The organism is Streptomyces sp. NPDC057302 (assembly GCF_042667685.1).
Classification (GTDB): Bacteria; Actinomycetota; Actinomycetes; order Streptomycetales; family Streptomycetaceae; genus Streptomyces.
On the sequence record NZ_JBHUZJ010000101.1, the window covers coordinates 1 to 16,651 of the forward strand.

Below are 16,651 nucleotides of genomic sequence, written 5' to 3' on the forward strand. Positions count from 1 at the left end.
GCGGCTCCTCGGGGGCCGCCGCGCACCCGTACGCCGACCGCTAGGAACCGATCAGCGGATAGTGGTCGGAGAGGTTCGTGTACGTGTACTTCTTGCCCCAACTGGAGACCGTCCAGGGCGCGCTCTGCTCCTTGACCACCTCGTTGTGCCAGTTGGCCGGGCGGGCGTGACCCTTGCGGTGCAGGATGAAGTCCAGGTCCTCGCGGGGGTCGTCCGGGTAGCGCTCGGCGGCGATGGAGTTGTCCCGGGTGTCGAAGGAGTACGGGTGGCCGCTGCGGCCGTCGGCGGGCGCGAAGCCGCCGTCGGCGAGCATCGAGGCGTACTCGTCGCTGTGCGAGTCGACGTTGAAGTCGCCCGCCACGAGCACCTGTTCGTCCGCCGGGATGTTCTTGGCGTCCAGGAAGGCGTCCATCTCCTTGAACTGGAGGGCGCGGGTCGCCGCCGCCTCGCCGGAGCCGCAGCCCGGGTCCGTGGACTGGGTGTGGGTGCCGACGACGTGCACCTTCTTGCCGTTCACGTTCAACTCGGCATAGGCGAAGCCCTTGTTGGAGTACGCGTCGGAGCCGCAGGCGTCCTTGTAGACGTACTGCTCCTTGCGCACGATCGGCCACTTGCTCAGGACGGTCACTCCGCCGTCCTCCGGGGTCACCGCGGAGTACGCGCCGCCGGTGGCGTCCCAGCCGCTCTTGCCGCGGCCCACGACCGGGGTCTGGTGCGGGTAGCGGTCGGCGACGTCGGCCTTCAGCGCGTCGGACGCGGAGTTGTCGAAGGCCTCCTGGAGGACGACCACGTCCTTGCCCTGGAAGAAGTCCGCGTCTGCTATCGCCTTGGCCCGGTGGTCCTGGCCCCAGTTCGGGTAGAGGTTCTTGCTCATGAGAAACGCGTTGTACGAGAGCACCTTGAGTGCGGGAGTGTCGACAGAGGCGGCAGGCGCGTCGGCGGTCGCGGACGGAGCGACGGCGGCGAGCGTGGCCGCGGCGAGCACCGTGGTGATCGCGGCGGCGTGAGTCCTGCGCAGCGCTGGGTGCGGCACTGAATCTCCTGAGAGTGGGGGGCCGTTGGGAGGGTGCACGTGTGTGGTGCACCGGTGCGACTGATGGGGCGCCGCAATCCAATCAGCCGTGATTACTTCTGGGGATACTTCACGTGAACAAAGATCCCGCGCCGGGAACGTGACGTTTTTGTGTGACCCGCCAAGACTGAAATCGCCCCTCCCGCTCCCCCATGGGTCAGAGAGCGGCGAGCGTGCTCTCCACCGTGTCGAGCAGCGCCTGCCGGTCGTCCTGGACGCGGGCGAGGACGCGAAGGCCGTAGTACGTGCTCTGTACGCGGCGCGCGAGTGCCTTCGTGTCGGCGGATGAGTGGAACTCACCCGTGCGCCGGCCGCTCTCCACGACCGCGCGCAGCTCCTCCTCCACCCGGTCGAAGTTGCACCGGACCGCGTCCTTGACGTCCTGGTCGAGCCCGCCGATCTCGACGGCCGCGTTGATCGCGAAGCAGCCGCGCCCGTCCGCCTCGTCGAGATCGGCGTCCACCGCGTGCACCATCATGTCCCGCAGCCGCTGCCTCGCCGGGCCTTCGCCCCGCAGGATCTCGATCTGCTCGGCGGTGCTCGTCTCGTAGTAACGCCGCAGAGCGCGCAGATAGAGCTGCCGCTTGCCGCCGAAGGTGTTGTAGAGGCTGGAGGGCCCGAGCCCGGTGCTCTCGCAGAGCGCGCGCGTCGATGTGCCCTCGTAGCCATGACGCCAGAACGTCTCCATGGCCGCGTTCACGACGCGGTCCTCGTCGAACTCTCGTGGCCTGGCCATGCCCCCATAATACGGGTTTTGGAACACACGTACAAAATGTTCCGGCCGCGCGAGAACGCCGGCGCCTCCCCTCATACGGCCACTCGCGTACGTTCCCGGGGCTCTGTCACGGCGTCCCGCTCCGCCCGCTGGAGCCGCGCCGCCCAGAGCACGGCCGCCGCTCCGGCGGTGGCGAGCGCGGCGCCGACCCAGGCCACGGAGGCGTAGCCGAGTCCGGCGTCGATGGTCAGGCCGCCGAGGAGCGGGGCCAGGGTGTTGCCGACGTTGAACGCGGCCGTGTTGGTGGCGCCGACCAGCGTCGGGGCGGCTGGGGCGAGGGTGAACACCCGTGACTGGAGCGCCGGGTTGGTCACGTAGCCGACGAGGCCGAGCAGGAAGACCAGCGCGATGACGACGACGGTGGAGCGAGCGGTCAGCGCGAGCAGCGCGGAGAAGAGGGCGAGCGCACCGAGCCCCAGGCCGAGGGTGCGCAGCGGGTGCGCTTCGGCGGTGCGTCCGCCGATGACCAGGCCCACCATCCCGCCGACGCCGAACAGGGCGAGGACCGCGGGCACCCACCCTTCCGACACGCCGCTGACCTCGGTCAGGAGGGGCGCGAGATAGCTGAAGGTGACGATGACCGCGCCGAAGGTGAAGGCCGTGACGGCGTACGAGAGCCAGAGCTGGGGCCGCGCCATGCCGCGCAGTTCGGCCTTGACCGACGTACGCCCGGCTTCGGCCCGGCCGCCGGGGACGGCGAGCAGCGTGCACACGAGGCTGAGCGCGGTGGCCGCGGCGACCGCCCAGAACGCGGCGCGCCAGCTGGAGTACTGGCTCAGGACGGTCCCGGCCGGTACGCCGACGACCGTGGCCAGCGTGAGCCCGCCCGCCACGACGGCGACCGCCCGCCCCTTGGCCGCGGCCGGCACGAGGGCGACCGCGGTGGCCACGGCCACGCCCCAGTACCCCGCGTAGGCGAGGGCGCTGATCACGCGCGTGACGAAGAGGACCCCGTAGCCGGGCGCGAGCGCGCCGATCACGTGGGCGACGACGAAGGCCGCCTGGAGCGATACGAGGGCGGTCCGCCGCGGCCAGCTCAGGGTGGCCACCGCGAGCAGCGGCGCCCCGACGACCATGCCGATCGCGAAGGCCGAGATCAGCAGTCCCGCGTCCGGGATCGACACTCCCAGGTCGGCGGCCATGCCCGGCAGGAGGCCGGAGAGCATGAACTCCGAGGTCCCTTGAGTGAAGATGCCGAGCGCAACTATGTACACCGCAAGCGGCATTGGTGCTCCTTCTCTGATCGTGGCCCACATCCGGAAGCGATTTATGGAGCGATCGCTCCAAAACCACCGAGCAGGACGCTAACACATTCTGAATCGATCGCTCCAGAATCGCTCGCCCCATGGCGCCCGGCCCCGTTGTCAGTGGCGGGTGCCATCGTGGTCAGCATGAAGCCGCTGCCCCAGGCGTCCGCGAGGCCCCTGACCCTGACCGGCCTCCACTCGGCGCTGCGCGCCGCGTGGGCGGCAGACACCTGCTCCCCCGACGACGTCGCCCGCGCTCCGTGGACCGCCGACAACCCCGCCTGGGGACACTGCGACATCACCGCGATCGTCGTGCACGACATATTCGGCGGCGAGTTGCTGGTCGGTGAGGTGTGGTCGGCCGGTGGCGAGCAGCAGGGGTTCCACTGGTGGAACCGGCTCGCGAGCGGGGTCGAACTGGACCTCACCCGTGAGCAGTTCCGCCTCGGGCAGCGGATCACGGCACCGCGCTCGGTGGCGCGTCCGCCGGGGCGGCTGCCACGCCGCCATGCGGAGTACGAACTGCTGCGGCGGCGGTTCACCGATGCGGTGTCGCCGAGGTCGCCCGGCCCGGAGGCGGTGGTCGGCGCGTGACTCCGCGGCGGCGGTGACCCGGGAGGGCCTCACCCTGCCGGACGGCTGGACTACCCGGCCGGGCGGCTGGGACTACCCGGCGGGGCGGCTGGACTCCCTGGCCTCGATGTGTGCCGTCGACCTCCGGTGCACCGCGGGCGGTGTCTCCGGCTCCCGGATGAGGCGGTCCACCAGGGCGGCCACCTCGGCGGGCGGGGGGAGTTCGATGCGTACGCTCGTCAGCCTCGGGCGCAGCAGCCTGCCGAGCAGCAGGTCGTCGGCGCCGACCACGGCCACGTCTCCGGGGACGTCGATCCCGGCGTCCTGCAAGGCCCGCATCAGGAGCATCGCGTACTCGTCGTTGTAGGCGAACACCGCGTCCAGGTCCAAGTCCCGCCACCGAGAAGCCAGTTCGGCCGCCGATTCCTCCGTACCGGCCAGCTCGAGCGGCTCCACCCGCGCGCCGGGATACGCGGCGGCCGCGGCCCGGACACCCTTGAGGCGCGGCTCGCTGAACAGGTCGAGGCCGCGCGCGAGCGGGACGACGACACCGATACGGCGCCGCCCGCCGGAGAGGAGGTGCGCACCCGCCACCGCGCCGACCTCCTCCTGGTCCATGGCGATGCCGTGCGCGCCCGGCGCGGGCGGCGGCCCGTAGGAGACGACGGCCAAGGTGCCCGAGCGCTTCAGCATCTCGACGGAGGCCTCGTCGAGCGGCGCGCCGACCGTGGCGATGACGGCGGCGGGCCGCAGCTCGGCCCAGGCGCGGGCGGCGGCCTGCGGGGAGTTCCCCACGCTCGCGCCGTGCAGGACGCCGGTGTGTCCGTACGCCTGCAACTCCGTCTGGAACGCGGCGACGAAGTCCGTGAACAGGGGCCCGAAGACCGGCACCGTATCGGCGGGCACCGCGATCAGGACGAGCCCGCTGCTGCCGGAGCGCAGGGACCGCGCGGCGGCGTGCGGAACGTAGCCGAGGTCCTCGGCGGCGGCGTGGACCTTTTCCTGCGTGGCGGCGCTGACGCGGCCCGCGGCCAGACCGTTCAGGACGTAACTGACCGTCGCGCGCGAGACACCGGCGAGGCGGGCCACCGAGGTGCTCGTCGGGGGTGCGGGCGACGCCGGGGACGCGGGCGGGGTGCTCGCCGGGCGTGGGGCGCCGGCCTTTCGCGGGGCTGAGCTGTCGTTCATCCTGCCGTGCATCCTTTCACGGCGGCCTGTCTCGGAGGCCTTTCCGTCGCGGCTCTGGTGCGGACATGGGGTGAGTGCTAGAAAGTGCACTTACACGTGTCAAGTTACACGTGTCACGAACCGTTTCGGTCATCGCGACCGACCTTCTGAGGAGGAGGGCAACGTGGCCCTTTCCGCTCGTCAGGACCAGACTCCCCCGGAGGACCGGACCTCCTTCCCGATCACCACCCGGGCCCCGCGCGGGCTCATGCCCCTCCTGGCGTTGGCCAACACCGCGATGTACGCGTTCTACCTAGGTGTGGGGAGCGTGCTGCTGCCGCTCCAGATCGAGCACATCGACAAGGCCGACAAGGTCGCCATGCTCGGCCTCGTCAGCGGCGTCAGCGCGGTCTTCGCCACTGTCTTCAACCCCATCGCCGGAGCGCTCTCCGACCGCAGCGGCCGCCGCAATCCCTGGATACTCGGCGGCGGAATCGCGGCCGTCGGCGCGATGGCGCTGCTCGGCGGGGCGCGGACGGTGCTGCTCGTGACGATCGTCTGGTGTCTGGGCCAGGCCGTGATGAACGTCTTCCAGGCCGCGCTGACCTCGGTCGTCCCCGACCGCGTGCCGCTCGCCGCCCGCGGCAAGGCGTCCGCGGCCGTCGGCATCGGGCTGCCGATCGGTGCGACCCTGGGCGCGCTCATCGGCTCGGCGTTCGCCGACCACCTCAGCACCGGATATCTGGTCCTCGGCCTGTTCGTCGCGCTCTCGGCGGTCCTGTTCACCGCGTTCGCCCGCGAGAAGCCGAGGTCGGCGGCGCGGCATCAGTCGGGGGACTCGGCGGTGCGTACGCCGGGCCCGGCCCCGGCGGCGGCCCCGGCGGCGGCCCCGGCGGCGGTCCCGGTCACGAAGCAGTTTGCCGCGTTCCTCGGCGCCCTGCGCCACCACGACTTCCGCTGGGCGTTCATCGGGCGCGCGCTGCTGGTGCTCGGCTACTTCTGCGTCTTCGGCTACCAGCTCTACATCCTCCAGGACCACATCGACCTGCCGTCCGGCCTCGAACCCGAGGACGCCGTCGCCGTCCTCGCGCCCGTCAACGCGGTCGCGATGGCCGTGTCCACCGTCGTCGGCGGCGTGCTCTCCGACCGCTTGAACCGGCGCAAGCTGTTCGTCGCCGCCTCCGCGGCGATCTCCGCGGTCGCCCTCCTCGTCCCGGCCGTCTCGCCGACCTGGCCCGCGATGATCGTCTTCGCCGCCCTCAACGGCCTCGGCTTCGGCTGCTTCATGGCCGTCGACAACGCGCTCGTGTCCATGATCCTGCCGAGCGCCGACGACGCCGCCCGCGATCTGGGCGTCCTGAACATGGCGCAGGCGGGCCCGCAGATCCTGGCCCCCTTCGTCGCCTCCGTCATCGTCACGCTCTGCGGGGGCAGTGACGGCGGCGGCTACACGGCCCTGTTCATCACGGGCGCCGCCCTGTCCGTCCTCGGTGCGCTCGCGGTCCGCCCGATCCGCGGCGTGCGCTGAGGAATCGGCTGCCGGGGGCGGGAGTTGACGTACAGCGGACCGCCCGGACAGCCCGGACCGCCCGGATCGCCCGGACCAGCCGGACCAGTTGCCCACCGGTGCACACCAGTTCACGTACGAAGAGCAAGAAAGCAGGCCATCACGATGAAGCTGCACACTCGCGAGTGGGGCTCCGGCGACCGCGTCGCCCTCCTGGTCCACGGCATCATGTCGGACCACCGCACCTGGCGCCGCGTGGGTCCTGCCCTCGCCGACAAGGGCTACCGCGTGATCGGCGTCGACCTGCGCGGTCACGGCGAGAGCGGGCGCGGCGCCTACAGCCCGGAGATCTTCGCGGACGATCTGGTCGAGACGCTGCCGGGCGGGGCGGAGCTCGCGGTGGGGCACTCGCTGGGCGGGATGGCGCTCGCCCTCGCGGTGGAGCGGCTGGCTCCGGCGCGGGCCGTCTACTCCGACCCGGCGTGGGTGCTCGGCGCGGCCGGCTCGGTGGACCCTGCCGTGTTCGTCACGTTCCGGACCGCGACCCGGACGACGATCGTGAACCTGAACCCGCGCTGGGACGAGGCGGACGTCGACGTCGAGCTCGCCACGCTGGCCGCCTGGGACCCGGACACCGCGCTCGGCCTCTCCGGACCGCACGCGCTCGACCGCACGCCCACCGCGCCCGCGGTCCCGTCCCTGGTGCAGGTGGCGGACCCCAGTTTCCTCGTGGCCGACGCGTTGAAGGGAGAGTTGGAGCGGCGCGGATTCGAGGTACGGACGGTCAAGGGCGCCGGGCACACCATCCATCGCGACGACTTCGACGCGTTCATGGGGTCGCTGGACGGCTGGGTCTAGGGACGGGCCCGGTTCGGTCGGCGGTTCGGTCAGCGGTTCGGCCGACGGTTCGGCCGTCCGGGGCAGTGTGGCTGGTCCTTCATCCTTTCATCCTTTTTGTGCGGATATGTTCGCCGGATGATCACCCTGGCAAGGAGACTGACCACCACCTGCGCCCTGTCGGCCCTCACCCTCACCGCGCTCGCCTCACTCAGCGCCTGCGGCACGGACCGCGCACCGGACGGCCGCGACCAGGCCGCACGCCCCTCGGTGAGCGCCCCGCCCCGCCCCGCGACCCTCGCCCCGGGCCCCGCGGGCCTCACCCCCGTCTTCAAGAACGCCCCCCGCACCCCGGCGTCCGACGCCCCCACCGTCGCCCTCACCTTCGACGCCGACATGACCGCCGATCAGGGGCCACGTGCCGCGGCCGGTGAGCGGTTCGACAATCCCGCGCTGGTGGCGACCTTGCGCAGGCTGAAGGTGCCGTCGACGTTCTTCATGACGGGGCGGTGGGCCGAGGAGTATCCGGCGCAGGCCAAGGACATCGGCCGGGACCCGCTCTTCGAGGTCGCCAACCACTCGTACAGCCACTACGCCTTCACCGGCCGCTGCTACGGCCTGCCGACCGTCCCCGCCTCCCGCATGCGCGCCGACATGGAGCGCGCCTTCGCCGCCTTCCGCAAGGCGGGCGTCGAGCACCAGGTGCCGTACTTCCGCTTCCCCGGCGGCTGTTACGACAAGCGGGCGCTGCGTGCCCTCGCTCCGGGCGGCGTCACGGCCGTGCAGTGGGACGTGGTGAGCGGCGACGCCTTCGCGACGGACGCCGACGCGGTGGCCCGGCAGGTGCTCGACGGGGTGCGGCCGGGTTCCGTCGTCGTCATGCACTGCACGCGCAGCGCGGCCCCCACGACGGAGCGCGCCCTGCGGACGATCGTCCCGAAGCTGCGCGAGCGCGGCTTCCGGTTCGTCCGGGTGTCGGAGCAGATCCGGGCGGCCGGCGCGCGGGGATAGCCTGGCCCGCATGGACGACACGGTCGGCACCGCCGACGCCCCCGAGGGCCCCTTCGCCGAGTGCGTGCTGTGCCGCGAGCCCACCGAGTACCCGGAGACACACAAAGGCGTGACGCTGTGCCCCGTGTGCGAGTGGCACGAGGCGCAGCGCACGGCCTGCTCGGGCTGATCCTCCCCCGCTCTCCCGCTCTCCCGCTCTCCCGAGCATTCGTAGGTACTACGGGTACTGCGGGTACTGCGGGTGCTACCGGTACTTGCGGGCGCTCACCCCCTGCGCGAAGCCATCCCGCAGGAGACCCCCACCGCCGCCACCGCGAGCACCGCCGCCCCCGCGACCGGCAGCAGCGGCACCGGCACCACTCCGTCCCGCGACCCCGTGACGAGCGCGGTCATGGCCGCCTTCGCGGGGGAGCCCGTGGTCACCAGGGCGAGCAGCGAGGCGAGCAGCATCACCGGGATCGCCCGCCCCGGCGAGCGCATCAGCGGCCTGCTGGTGACGGCACCGAGTGCGATGCCCGTCAGCCCGCTCACCAGCATCGCGAACAGCCCGGCGCCGACCGCCGCGAGCCGGTTCACGGCCGTCCGGTGATCGGTGCTCGCCGGGTCGCTGATCACCGCGACGACGACGCTGGCGACGACGCCGAGCACCGCCGTCGCGAGGACCGCGGAGAGCAGACAGGCCAGCTGCGCCCGCCAGGGACCGACGGCCGCGGCAGCACAACTGCGGGCTGCGGGCGGCTCGTTGGTGGCGCAGATCCGCACCAGCCAGGCGGCGACGGGCAGCAGCGCGGCAGCAGCGTACGCGAGGGAGTCGAGGATCGGCTGCCCGCTCTGTACGCCGACGGCGAGGAAAGCGGCGTACAGGATGACGGGCGCGAGCCAGCGCTGGGAGCGCAGGAGGAGTGCGGACTGGTAGTGGACCAGGGCGTTCATCGGCCGCGCACCTCGCTCGCGCTCGTCGTCGACGGAGTCGATGGGGTGGAGGGAGTCGATGGGGTGGAGGGAGCGGCGGGGGCGGCCCCCGGGACAGGGACAGCCCCCGCGACACCCTCCGACTCCGACTCCGACTCCGACTCCGAAACAGAAGCCGAGGTCGGCACCGACACCGACACCACGTGCCACGGCGGACGCGCCGTGAGCAGCCCGCGCAGGGCGACGTCCGAGTGCGTCGCCGCCACCCTCAGCCGCAGCGCCCCCTCAGGCGAGTGCCCGGTGACGACCCCCGGCACGGACGGCGGCGGCGCGGCACCCGGCGGGCCCTGCGCCTCGATCACGACCGACGGGCCTCCCCCGGCCGCATCCCGCGGTGAAGTTCCGTCCGGCGTACGGAGGTTGACCGCCGAGCCGACCACCGCGTACGTCACGTCGACCGTGCCCGCGAGCCGCCGCGGGTCATGGTCCACGAAGACGACCGCGCCGCCCTGCGCGACCCGCTCGGCGACGGCGCGGTCGAGTTCGTCGCGGGCCGCGGTGTCCAGCCCCGTCCACGCCTCGTCGAGGACGAGCAACTCCGGTTCCGCGAGGAGCGCTTGGGCCACGGCGACCTTCTGGCTGCTGCCTTTGGACAGTTCCGACAGGGGCGTACGCGCGTAACTCCCGGCCCCGAAGCGCTCAAGCCACTCCTCCGCGCCCCGCGCTGCCTCGGCCTTCGCCAGGCCGTGGATGCGGCCCAGGTGCGTGAGGTATCCGGCGGCCGTGAACGGCAGTGCCGCCGGGAAGCGTTCGGGTACGTACGCCGTGCGCGGCCGTCCGACGACGCGGCCCTCGGTCGGGGCGTCGATCCCGGCGAGCAGCCGCAGCAGGGTCGACTTGCCGGTGCCGTTCGCACCCCCGATCCGCGCCAGCGTGCCCGCGCGCACACCTAACCCGACGCCGCGCAGGACCCACGGCCCGCCCATCACGTAGCGCCGCCCCACCCCGTCGAGCCGCAGCGCGGCCCCCGCAAGATCGCTGTCCATGCGGCCATCCTCGCGCAGGGACCCGGCAGCGGGGCAAGGGGCGAAGCCCGCGACGGGTCCGATCTTCGGCCTGGCAGACTGGACGCGTGAGCAGCGATCAGACCGCCGGGAACTCCCAGCCGCAGGCCAGCCAGGACAGCCGAGACAGCCGGGGCACCCAGGACGGTCAAGACCCCCAGGACAGCCCCTTCCGCGCGGAGCGGACGACGCGCGACGAGGCGCCGCAGTTCGTACTGCCGCTGGTGGCCCGCATCGAGCGCGCCGAGCCTCCGCACCGTACGGACGCCCTGGAAACGGCGGCCCGCGCGGTGCTCGTCATGCTCGGCGACGAGCGGTCGCTGGGTGACGGCGAGTGGGCGCAGGCCATGCGGGACTGGCAGGACGCCCGGATCCGCAAGGTGGTGCGGCGGGCCCGCGGCGCCGAGTGGCGGCGGGCCGAGGCACTCCCGGGCATCACGGTGACCGGCAAGTCCGCCGAGGTCCGCGTCTTCCCGCCGGTGCCGCTGGACGGCTGGCCCAAGGATCTGGCGCGGCTCCAGGTCTCCGGCACCGACCTGGACGATCCCGAGGCCGTGCCCCCGCCGGACACGACCGCGCCGGTCCTGTGGATGAACCCCGACGTCGAAATGTCGGCGGGCAAGGCGATGGCGCAGGCGGGCCACGGCGCCCAACTCGCCTGGTGGGAGCTGTCGGACGAGGAGCGCGTGATCTGGCGGGACGCCGGTTACCCGCTCTCCGTCCGCACCCCGGACACCGCACGCTGGCGCGAACTCATGGCGAGCGGCCTGCCGGTGGTGCGGGACGCGGGCTTCACGGAGATCGAGCCCGGCCCGACCGTCGTCTCCGAAGGCGGCAGCCACTTCTGCCCACTGCCGGGCGGCCGGCAGCAGTAGCGGGTGCCCTGCGGTCGGCCCCCCGTCGCGCGTACGGACCACGAGGCCGCGCCGCTCCATCGTGACCAGGTGCCTGCCGGGAGAGGGCGAGCCCTCGAAGGCCGCGAAGGGCCGGAGCACCGCGAAGGGCCGGAGCACCGCGAGGTGCAGCGCAGCGTCGGAGCCGTATTCTTGCGCAGCCATGTCGACCCCCGGCCTCTCCCCGGGTCCATCCCTCTCCGATCCCCGGGGGCACCCCCTCCGGCACCCGCACCCGCACCCACCTCCCCTCACCGGCACACCACGGTGCGTTACGATCCCGTCATGGTGACGACCCCGAGCCCGGCGTGAGCGCCGGCGCGGCAGCAGGCGGGGGCACTGGCGCCACCAAGCTCGACGGCCGCGTCGAGCGCGGCAACCAGACCCGGCGTCTCGTCCTGCGCCGTACGGTCGACATCGCCTCGGTCGAGGGCCTGGACGCGCTCTCGGTGGGCCGGATCGCCACCGAGCTGAAGCTCAGCAAGAGCGGGGTCTTCGCGCTCTTCGGCTCCAAGGAAGAACTACAGCTCGCGACCGTCCGCGCCGCGGGCCGCATCTTCCTGGACAACGTGGTGGAGCCCGCCCACAGGACCCCGCCCGGCATCGACCGCGTACGACAGGTGTGTGCGCGCTGGCTGGACTACTCGGAGCAGCGGATCTTTCCCGGCGGCTGCTTCTTCTACGGGGTGATCGCCGAGTTCGGCGCCCGCGAGGGAGCCGTGCACGACGCGCTGGTCCGCGCCAACCACGACTGGACCTGCCAGGTGGAGCGCTGTCTCACCGAAGCCCGCGACACCGGCGAGCTGCGCCCCGACACCGACATCCCCCAGCTCGCCTTCGAGCTCATCGCCGTCATGGAGACGGCGAACGCGCACTCGGTGCTGCACGACGCACCGGAGGCCTACCGCAGGGCGGGCGTCGCCATCACGGCACGGTTGCGTGCGGCGGCGACGGACCCGTCACTGGTGCCTCAACTCCCCTGAACGCTCGGCACATCGGCACATCGGCAGCGCACATCGCGTCCGTACCGACTCTGCCAAACTAGTAGCACGACCGTTCGTTTAGATTTATGCTCGGTACATGACTTCACCGATCATGCGTTCGCCCTGGCAAGCGGGCCCCGAGACGCACGCGCCGGGCCCGGCCCTGGTGAGCGTCACGGAGTTCACCGCCCGTCGGCACACCCAGACCGTTCCGATCGCCCTGGCGGGGCTGCGGCTGCGGCGGAGCTGGCCGGGAACGCCCGGCGCCGTCGGCATGTGGCTCTGGGCCGATCCGCGGCGCAAGCGCTCGGGTTCCGTCTCGGTCTGGACCGACGAGCGAGCCCTGTACGCGTTCGTCGGGCGCCCCGACCACATACGGATCGTCCGTGCGCACCGGGACCAGGGCGAGACGCGCGCCACCACCTGGACGGTGGACCGGCTCGACACGGATGCCGTCTGGACTGCCGCGCACGCACTGCTCGACGGCTCAAGTACCTGGCCGCATCCGGCCGTTCACGCCACGGAAGGACCGTGAAAACCGCATGCCCGACCTCGGCGCACCCGACCTCGTCACACTCGACCGCACCGCCCTCCGCGAATCCCTCCGCCTCCTGCGTTCCGCCCGCGACGGCGACTGGGAGCGTCCCTCGCCCTGCGCGGGCTGGACGCTGCGCGACCTGGTGGCGCACATGGCCGCCCAGCACCACGGATTCGCCGCGGCGGCCCGCGGGTCCGGTGCCGACCGTACGTACTGGATCGCGCCGGACCTCGGCCGCGATCCGTTCAAGGTCTACGACGAGTCGGTGCGGCACGTACTGGCCGCCTTCGCCGAAGAGGGCGTCGTGGAGCGGGGGTTCACCCTTCCCGAGCTCGGCGGGACGTTCACGGGGCGGATCGCCGTCGGCTTCCACCTCCTGGACTACGTGGTGCACTCCTGGGACGTGGCGGCGACCATCGGCGTCGGTCTCGACCTCCCGCGGCCGGTCCTCGTGGCTGCTCTCGAAATCGCCCGCCGGGTGCCGAAGGACCCCGAACGACGCGGCCCCGGAGCCGCGTTCGCGCCGGTCCTGCCCACGCCGGAGGACGCCTCCCCGCTGGAGGAGATGCTGGCTCTCCTGGGACGGTCCCCCGATTTCCCGCACCCGTAGGGCAATGCGTTGAACATCACGCACGCCCCTTCCGTATCTCCCGGTACCAGGAAGTAGCTTGCCTCCACGGCAGGTTGACGGGCAGGAAGGCACGGCACATTGCGGCGCATCAACGGCACGGCTCTGATCATCGCGGCACTCGTGGTCACACTGGGCGCGCTCGCGTTCCCCATGTGGTCCTACGCCGACCGCTCGGGCACGGGGCCCGCCAATCTGGCCGCCGGATCCGTGGCCACCCAGTGGGGTCCGCTCTCGGCGGCGGACCGTGATCTCCTCGTGAAGGTGCGGCTCGCCGGCCTGTGGGAGCTGCCCGCGGGCCAGCAGGCCGTCGAGCGCGCGCCGACCGAGGCGATCAAGGAGGCCGGTGACCATCTGATCGTCGGCCACACGGACCTCGACAAGCGGGCCCGTTCGGTCGCAGCCCAGCTCGGCGTGGAGCTGCCGAACCAGCCCACCGCACAACAGCAGGGCTGGCTGCAGGAGTTGACCGAGGCCAGCGGCCAGACGTATCAGCGGAAGTTCGTGAATCTGCTGCGCGTCGCGCACGGCAAGGTGTTCGCGGTGATCGCACAGGTACGGGACAGCACCCGCAACACGCTGATCCGGCAGCTCGCCAGCGACTCCAACCAGACGGTCCTCGACCACATCACGATGCTGGAGGCCACCGGACTCGTCGACTTCGACGACATAGCGAACGGCGGCGCCGCCACCGCCACGGCCAGCCCCAGCGGTCCGCCCCCGCCCTCCGGCGTCGCTCCCCCGGAGCCGCCGCCCGCCGGTCCGACCGGCGATGTGTCCACGACGTCACGGCCCTCGCCCGCCCCGCCCGGGGAGGTCAACACGGACAGGCCGGAACCTCAAATGTAGCTCTGAACGTCCCTCCTCATGGGTTCGGCAGCGCCTGCCGGGGTCATGACCTCTGCACGCGTTCACAAGCCCCGCGCGCGACCACAGGACACCGGTACGACGCGGGTCCTGGCGGCGGGGTCTTGGCGGAGGAGGGGGAACATGAAGCACCTGGGGACCGGAATCGGATGGCGTCCGGAGATCGCGGACGCCGTGGAACGGATGCCCGGCATCGACTGGGTCGAGGCCGTCGCGGAGAACCTGTGCCCCGGGCACCTCCCCGATTCCCTCCTGCGGCTGCGCGAGCGCGGCGTCACGGTGGTGCCGCACGGCGTCTCGCTCGGTCTCGGCGGCGCCGACCGCCCCGACGAGACCCGCCTCGCGGCGCTCGCCGAGCGCGCGGAGGCCCTGGGCTCACCGCTGGTCACGGAGCACATCGCGTTCGTACGCGCCGGGGGCCCGCTGACCGCTTCGCAGCCGCTGGAGGCGGGCCATCTGCTCCCGGTGCCGCGCACCCGCGACGCCCTGGACGTGCTCTGCGAGAACGTACGCATCGCGCAGGACGCGCTGCCCGTGCCGCTCGCGGTGGAGAACATCGCGGCGGTCATCTCCTGGCCCGGCGAGGAGATGACCGAGGGGCAGTTCCTCTACGAGCTCGTCGAGCGCACGGGCGTACGCCTGCTCATCGACGTCGCCAACCTCCACACGAACCACGTCAACCGCGGCGAGGACCCGGGCAAGGCGCTGGACGAGCTGCCCGTCGAGGCCATCGCGTACGTCCATGTCGCGGGCGGCTTCGCGCGGGACGGCGTCTGGCACGACAGCCACGCCCACCCGGTCCCCGAGCCGGTCCTCGCGATCCTGTCGGACCTGGCGGCACGGGTGACCCCGCCGGGCGTCCTGCTCGAACGGGACGAGAACTTCCCGGCGCCGGGGGAGCTGGAGCGGGAGCTGGACGCGATACGGGAGAGGGTGCGGACCCGGGCGCCTGCCTCCGGGGAGTGCGCCACCGGCGCGGCATCGGCCGCGGGTGAGTCCTCGGCCACGGCGCCGTCCGCCGTCCCCGCCGCCACCCGGCAGCGTCTCGCCCTGGCGCAGACCGCGCTCCTGTCCGCCCTGGTGGCCGGGACGCCCGCGCCCGAGGGGTTCGACCGGGCCAGGCTGACCGTGCAGAGCCGGGCACTGACCGGCAAGCGGGCGGACGTCGTGGCGAAGGTGGCGCCCGAGCTGCCGGAGATCCTCGGCAAGGCCTATCGCGCGCGGTTCTTCGCGTACGCCCAGGCGCGGCCGATGTCCGGCGGATACCGCCGTGACGCGCTGGACTTCGCCGAGCGGCTGCTGCTCGCCGGGCAGCCCGAGGACGCGGAGGCGCGCGGCCGGCTGACCCGGTGGTGGCTGGAGCGGTCCGGGCCCGCGCCGCTGGACGGGCGTCCCGTCACGCGGTGGCTGCGGGCGGCGCGTTTCGCGCTGCGGCGGGGATGAGGGGGCGGCGGCCGTGGAGATCCTTTCCCTCTGTTTCGCCCTGCTGGTCGCGGCCTCGTCGGCCGGTCTCCTCGTCGGCGTCTCGCGCATCAGGCAGGCCGCCCCCGCGCGGCCCGACGCACGGCACGGAGCGGTGTTCGACCCCCTGGAGGCCGCCTTCCTGGCCGGTGGCCCCGGCAGGGTCGCCGACGCGGCCATCGCGGCCCTGCACGAGGACGGGCGCCTGGTGGTCGCCTTCCCCGGGGTCGTCGCGATCCAGTCGCCGGAAGTCCGCAACCCGGTGGAGGGCGCCGTGCTCCAGGCCCATGCCACCGCGCCCAGCGGCGCGCTGCACTGGCTGCGCATCGGCGTGATGCGCAGCCCGGCCGTACAGGCGATCGGCGACACGCTGGCCCGGCGCGGCCTGATGGTGCGGCCCGAGGCCCTGGTCCGGCTGCGGCGCCGTAAGTTCCGGCACAACGCCCTGATCTTCGCCGGGTTCATCCTCGTCGTCGGCGTCATCGCCGTCGAGGACGGCGACGGCCCCTCGTGGGACCCCGTGAGCACGTCGACCATCGTCCTGATCGCGGCCTGGGTGATCGGCGCCCTGGTCGGCCAACTCTGCGGCCGAGCGACCCGCACCAGGCTGACCGCGACGGGCCGTACCGCTCTCGCGGAGTACCGCGCGGCCGGGGCGCACGTGTCCGGCGCGGCGCACCGCGTGGCGGTGGAGGGCCTGGTCGGCGTGCTCGACCCCGAGCTGAACGCGCAGCTGCAGGCAGCGCACCGCGTGCGGCCGGGGCGTACGGCGGCGTCGTCCTCGTCGTACGCGAGCTCCGGGACGAGCACCATCGCGTGGTGCGGAGGCGGAGACGGCGGCGGCTCGGCGTGCGGCGGCTCCGGCTGCGGGAGTTCCGGCGGCGGTGGCTGCGGCGGCGGTTCCTCGTCCTGCGGCGGCAGCGGAGGCGGCTGCGGGGGCGGCGGAGGGGGCAGCTCCTAGCCGCCGGTGACGGCACAACGCCCTCCCGCCTCCAGCGCCCCCGGTGGCAGGCGCAGTTCCCAGTCGCCGGCCACGGCACAGGCGCCCGCCCGCCTCCAGTGCCCCTTACCGATACGGCAGTTGACGTACTCCCGGCGGTATCCCGCAGGCGCCCC

Annotated in this window: 18 protein-coding genes; 12 read left to right on the forward strand and 6 right to left on the reverse strand. The window is 72.8% G+C overall.

The genetic code is table 11. From position 1 onward, the window contains the following. Positions 1-40: 40 nt before the first annotated feature. From sph to ACFUPX_RS39610, 3 genes are all read right to left on the reverse strand, one after another. Entirely contained in the window at positions 41-1,033 is a 993-nt protein-coding gene (sph, locus tag ACFUPX_RS39600) for a sphingomyelin phosphodiesterase (protein WP_383333762.1), read from the reverse strand. A gap of 196 nt (positions 1,034-1,229) precedes the next feature. Continuing rightward, a complete protein-coding gene (locus tag ACFUPX_RS39605; protein WP_383333764.1) occupies positions 1,230-1,808 on the reverse strand; it encodes a TetR/AcrR family transcriptional regulator in 579 nt (192 codons plus the stop codon). A 71-nt stretch (positions 1,809-1,879) separates the two neighbouring features. Next, positions 1,880-3,073: a Cmx/CmrA family chloramphenicol efflux MFS transporter gene (locus tag ACFUPX_RS39610; RefSeq protein WP_383333766.1), complete on the reverse strand. Its 1,194-nt coding sequence runs from the start codon at positions 3,071-3,073 to the stop codon at positions 1,880-1,882. A 165-nt stretch (positions 3,074-3,238) separates the two neighbouring features. Between ACFUPX_RS39610 and ACFUPX_RS39615 the strand changes: the two genes are divergently transcribed. Beyond that, positions 3,239-3,688: a hypothetical protein gene (locus tag ACFUPX_RS39615; RefSeq protein ID WP_383333768.1), complete on the forward strand. Its 450-nt coding sequence runs from the start codon at positions 3,239-3,241 to the stop codon at positions 3,686-3,688. Between the two features lie 72 nt (positions 3,689-3,760). Here the strand turns inward: ACFUPX_RS39615 and ACFUPX_RS39620 are convergent, their stop codons facing one another. After that, entirely contained in the window at positions 3,761-4,855 is a 1,095-nt protein-coding gene (locus ACFUPX_RS39620; RefSeq protein ID WP_383333770.1) for a LacI family DNA-binding transcriptional regulator, read from the reverse strand. A 163-nt stretch (positions 4,856-5,018) separates the two neighbouring features. On the opposite strand from ACFUPX_RS39620, the gene ACFUPX_RS39625 reads away from it, so the two are divergent. The 4 genes from ACFUPX_RS39625 (at position 5,019) to ACFUPX_RS39640 (ending at position 8,358) form a co-directional block, all read left to right on the forward strand. Then, complete coding sequence (locus ACFUPX_RS39625; protein ID WP_383333772.1) at positions 5,019-6,362, forward strand: MFS transporter; 1,344 nt, start codon at positions 5,019-5,021, stop codon at positions 6,360-6,362. Positions 6,363-6,506: 144 nt separating this feature from the next. Next, positions 6,507-7,199 (forward strand): alpha/beta fold hydrolase, encoded by a 693-nt coding sequence (locus ACFUPX_RS39630; protein ID WP_383333774.1) that lies wholly within the window; start codon positions 6,507-6,509, stop codon positions 7,197-7,199. Between the two features lie 117 nt (positions 7,200-7,316). Then, positions 7,317-8,189 carry a polysaccharide deacetylase family protein gene (locus ACFUPX_RS39635; RefSeq protein WP_383333776.1) on the forward strand — a complete coding sequence of 291 codons (873 nt, stop codon included), beginning with the start codon at positions 7,317-7,319 and terminating at the stop codon, positions 8,187-8,189. A gap of 10 nt (positions 8,190-8,199) precedes the next feature. Next, positions 8,200-8,358 carry a hypothetical protein gene (locus ACFUPX_RS39640; protein WP_383333778.1) on the forward strand — a complete coding sequence of 53 codons (159 nt, stop codon included), beginning with the start codon at positions 8,200-8,202 and terminating at the stop codon, positions 8,356-8,358. Between the two features lie 95 nt (positions 8,359-8,453). On the opposite strand, the gene ACFUPX_RS39645 is transcribed toward ACFUPX_RS39640, so the two are convergent. Beyond that, positions 8,454-9,122 (reverse strand): ABC transporter, encoded by a 669-nt coding sequence (locus tag ACFUPX_RS39645; RefSeq protein WP_383333780.1) that lies wholly within the window; start codon positions 9,120-9,122, stop codon positions 8,454-8,456. Then, positions 9,119-10,087 (reverse strand): ATP-binding cassette domain-containing protein, encoded by a 969-nt coding sequence (locus ACFUPX_RS39650; RefSeq protein WP_383333818.1) that lies wholly within the window; start codon positions 10,085-10,087, stop codon positions 9,119-9,121. The genes ACFUPX_RS39645 and ACFUPX_RS39650 overlap by 4 nt, the downstream gene beginning before the upstream one ends. Before the next feature lie 146 nt (positions 10,088-10,233). Here ACFUPX_RS39650 and ACFUPX_RS39655 point away from each other — a divergent pair, with 146 nt between their 5' ends. From ACFUPX_RS39655 to ACFUPX_RS39685, 7 genes are all read left to right on the forward strand, one after another. Beyond that, complete coding sequence (locus tag ACFUPX_RS39655; protein ID WP_383333782.1) at positions 10,234-11,040, forward strand: peptidyl-tRNA hydrolase; 807 nt, start codon at positions 10,234-10,236, stop codon at positions 11,038-11,040. Positions 11,041-11,366: 326 nt separating this feature from the next. After that, entirely contained in the window at positions 11,367-12,041 is a 675-nt protein-coding gene (locus tag ACFUPX_RS39660) for a TetR/AcrR family transcriptional regulator (RefSeq protein ID WP_383333784.1), read from the forward strand. A 97-nt stretch (positions 12,042-12,138) separates the two neighbouring features. Next, positions 12,139-12,576 carry a hypothetical protein gene (locus ACFUPX_RS39665; protein ID WP_383333786.1) on the forward strand — a complete coding sequence of 146 codons (438 nt, stop codon included), beginning with the start codon at positions 12,139-12,141 and terminating at the stop codon, positions 12,574-12,576. Between the two features lie 7 nt (positions 12,577-12,583). Beyond that, positions 12,584-13,189, forward strand: a complete 606-nt coding sequence (locus ACFUPX_RS39670) for a TIGR03086 family metal-binding protein (protein ID WP_383333788.1) — start codon at positions 12,584-12,586, stop codon at positions 13,187-13,189. 99 nt (positions 13,190-13,288) lie between these two features. Continuing rightward, the gene (locus ACFUPX_RS39675; RefSeq protein ID WP_383333790.1) at positions 13,289-14,056 is read left to right on the forward strand and encodes a DUF4142 domain-containing protein; all 768 of its coding nucleotides are present in this window, start codon (positions 13,289-13,291) and stop codon (positions 14,054-14,056) included. A 141-nt stretch (positions 14,057-14,197) separates the two neighbouring features. Further along, positions 14,198-15,517 (forward strand): DUF692 domain-containing protein, encoded by a 1,320-nt coding sequence (locus ACFUPX_RS39680; RefSeq protein ID WP_383333792.1) that lies wholly within the window; start codon positions 14,198-14,200, stop codon positions 15,515-15,517. Between the two features lie 13 nt (positions 15,518-15,530). After that, entirely contained in the window at positions 15,531-16,496 is a 966-nt protein-coding gene (locus ACFUPX_RS39685) for a TIGR04222 domain-containing membrane protein (RefSeq protein WP_383333794.1), read from the forward strand. Positions 16,497-16,651: the final 155 nt, after the last annotated feature.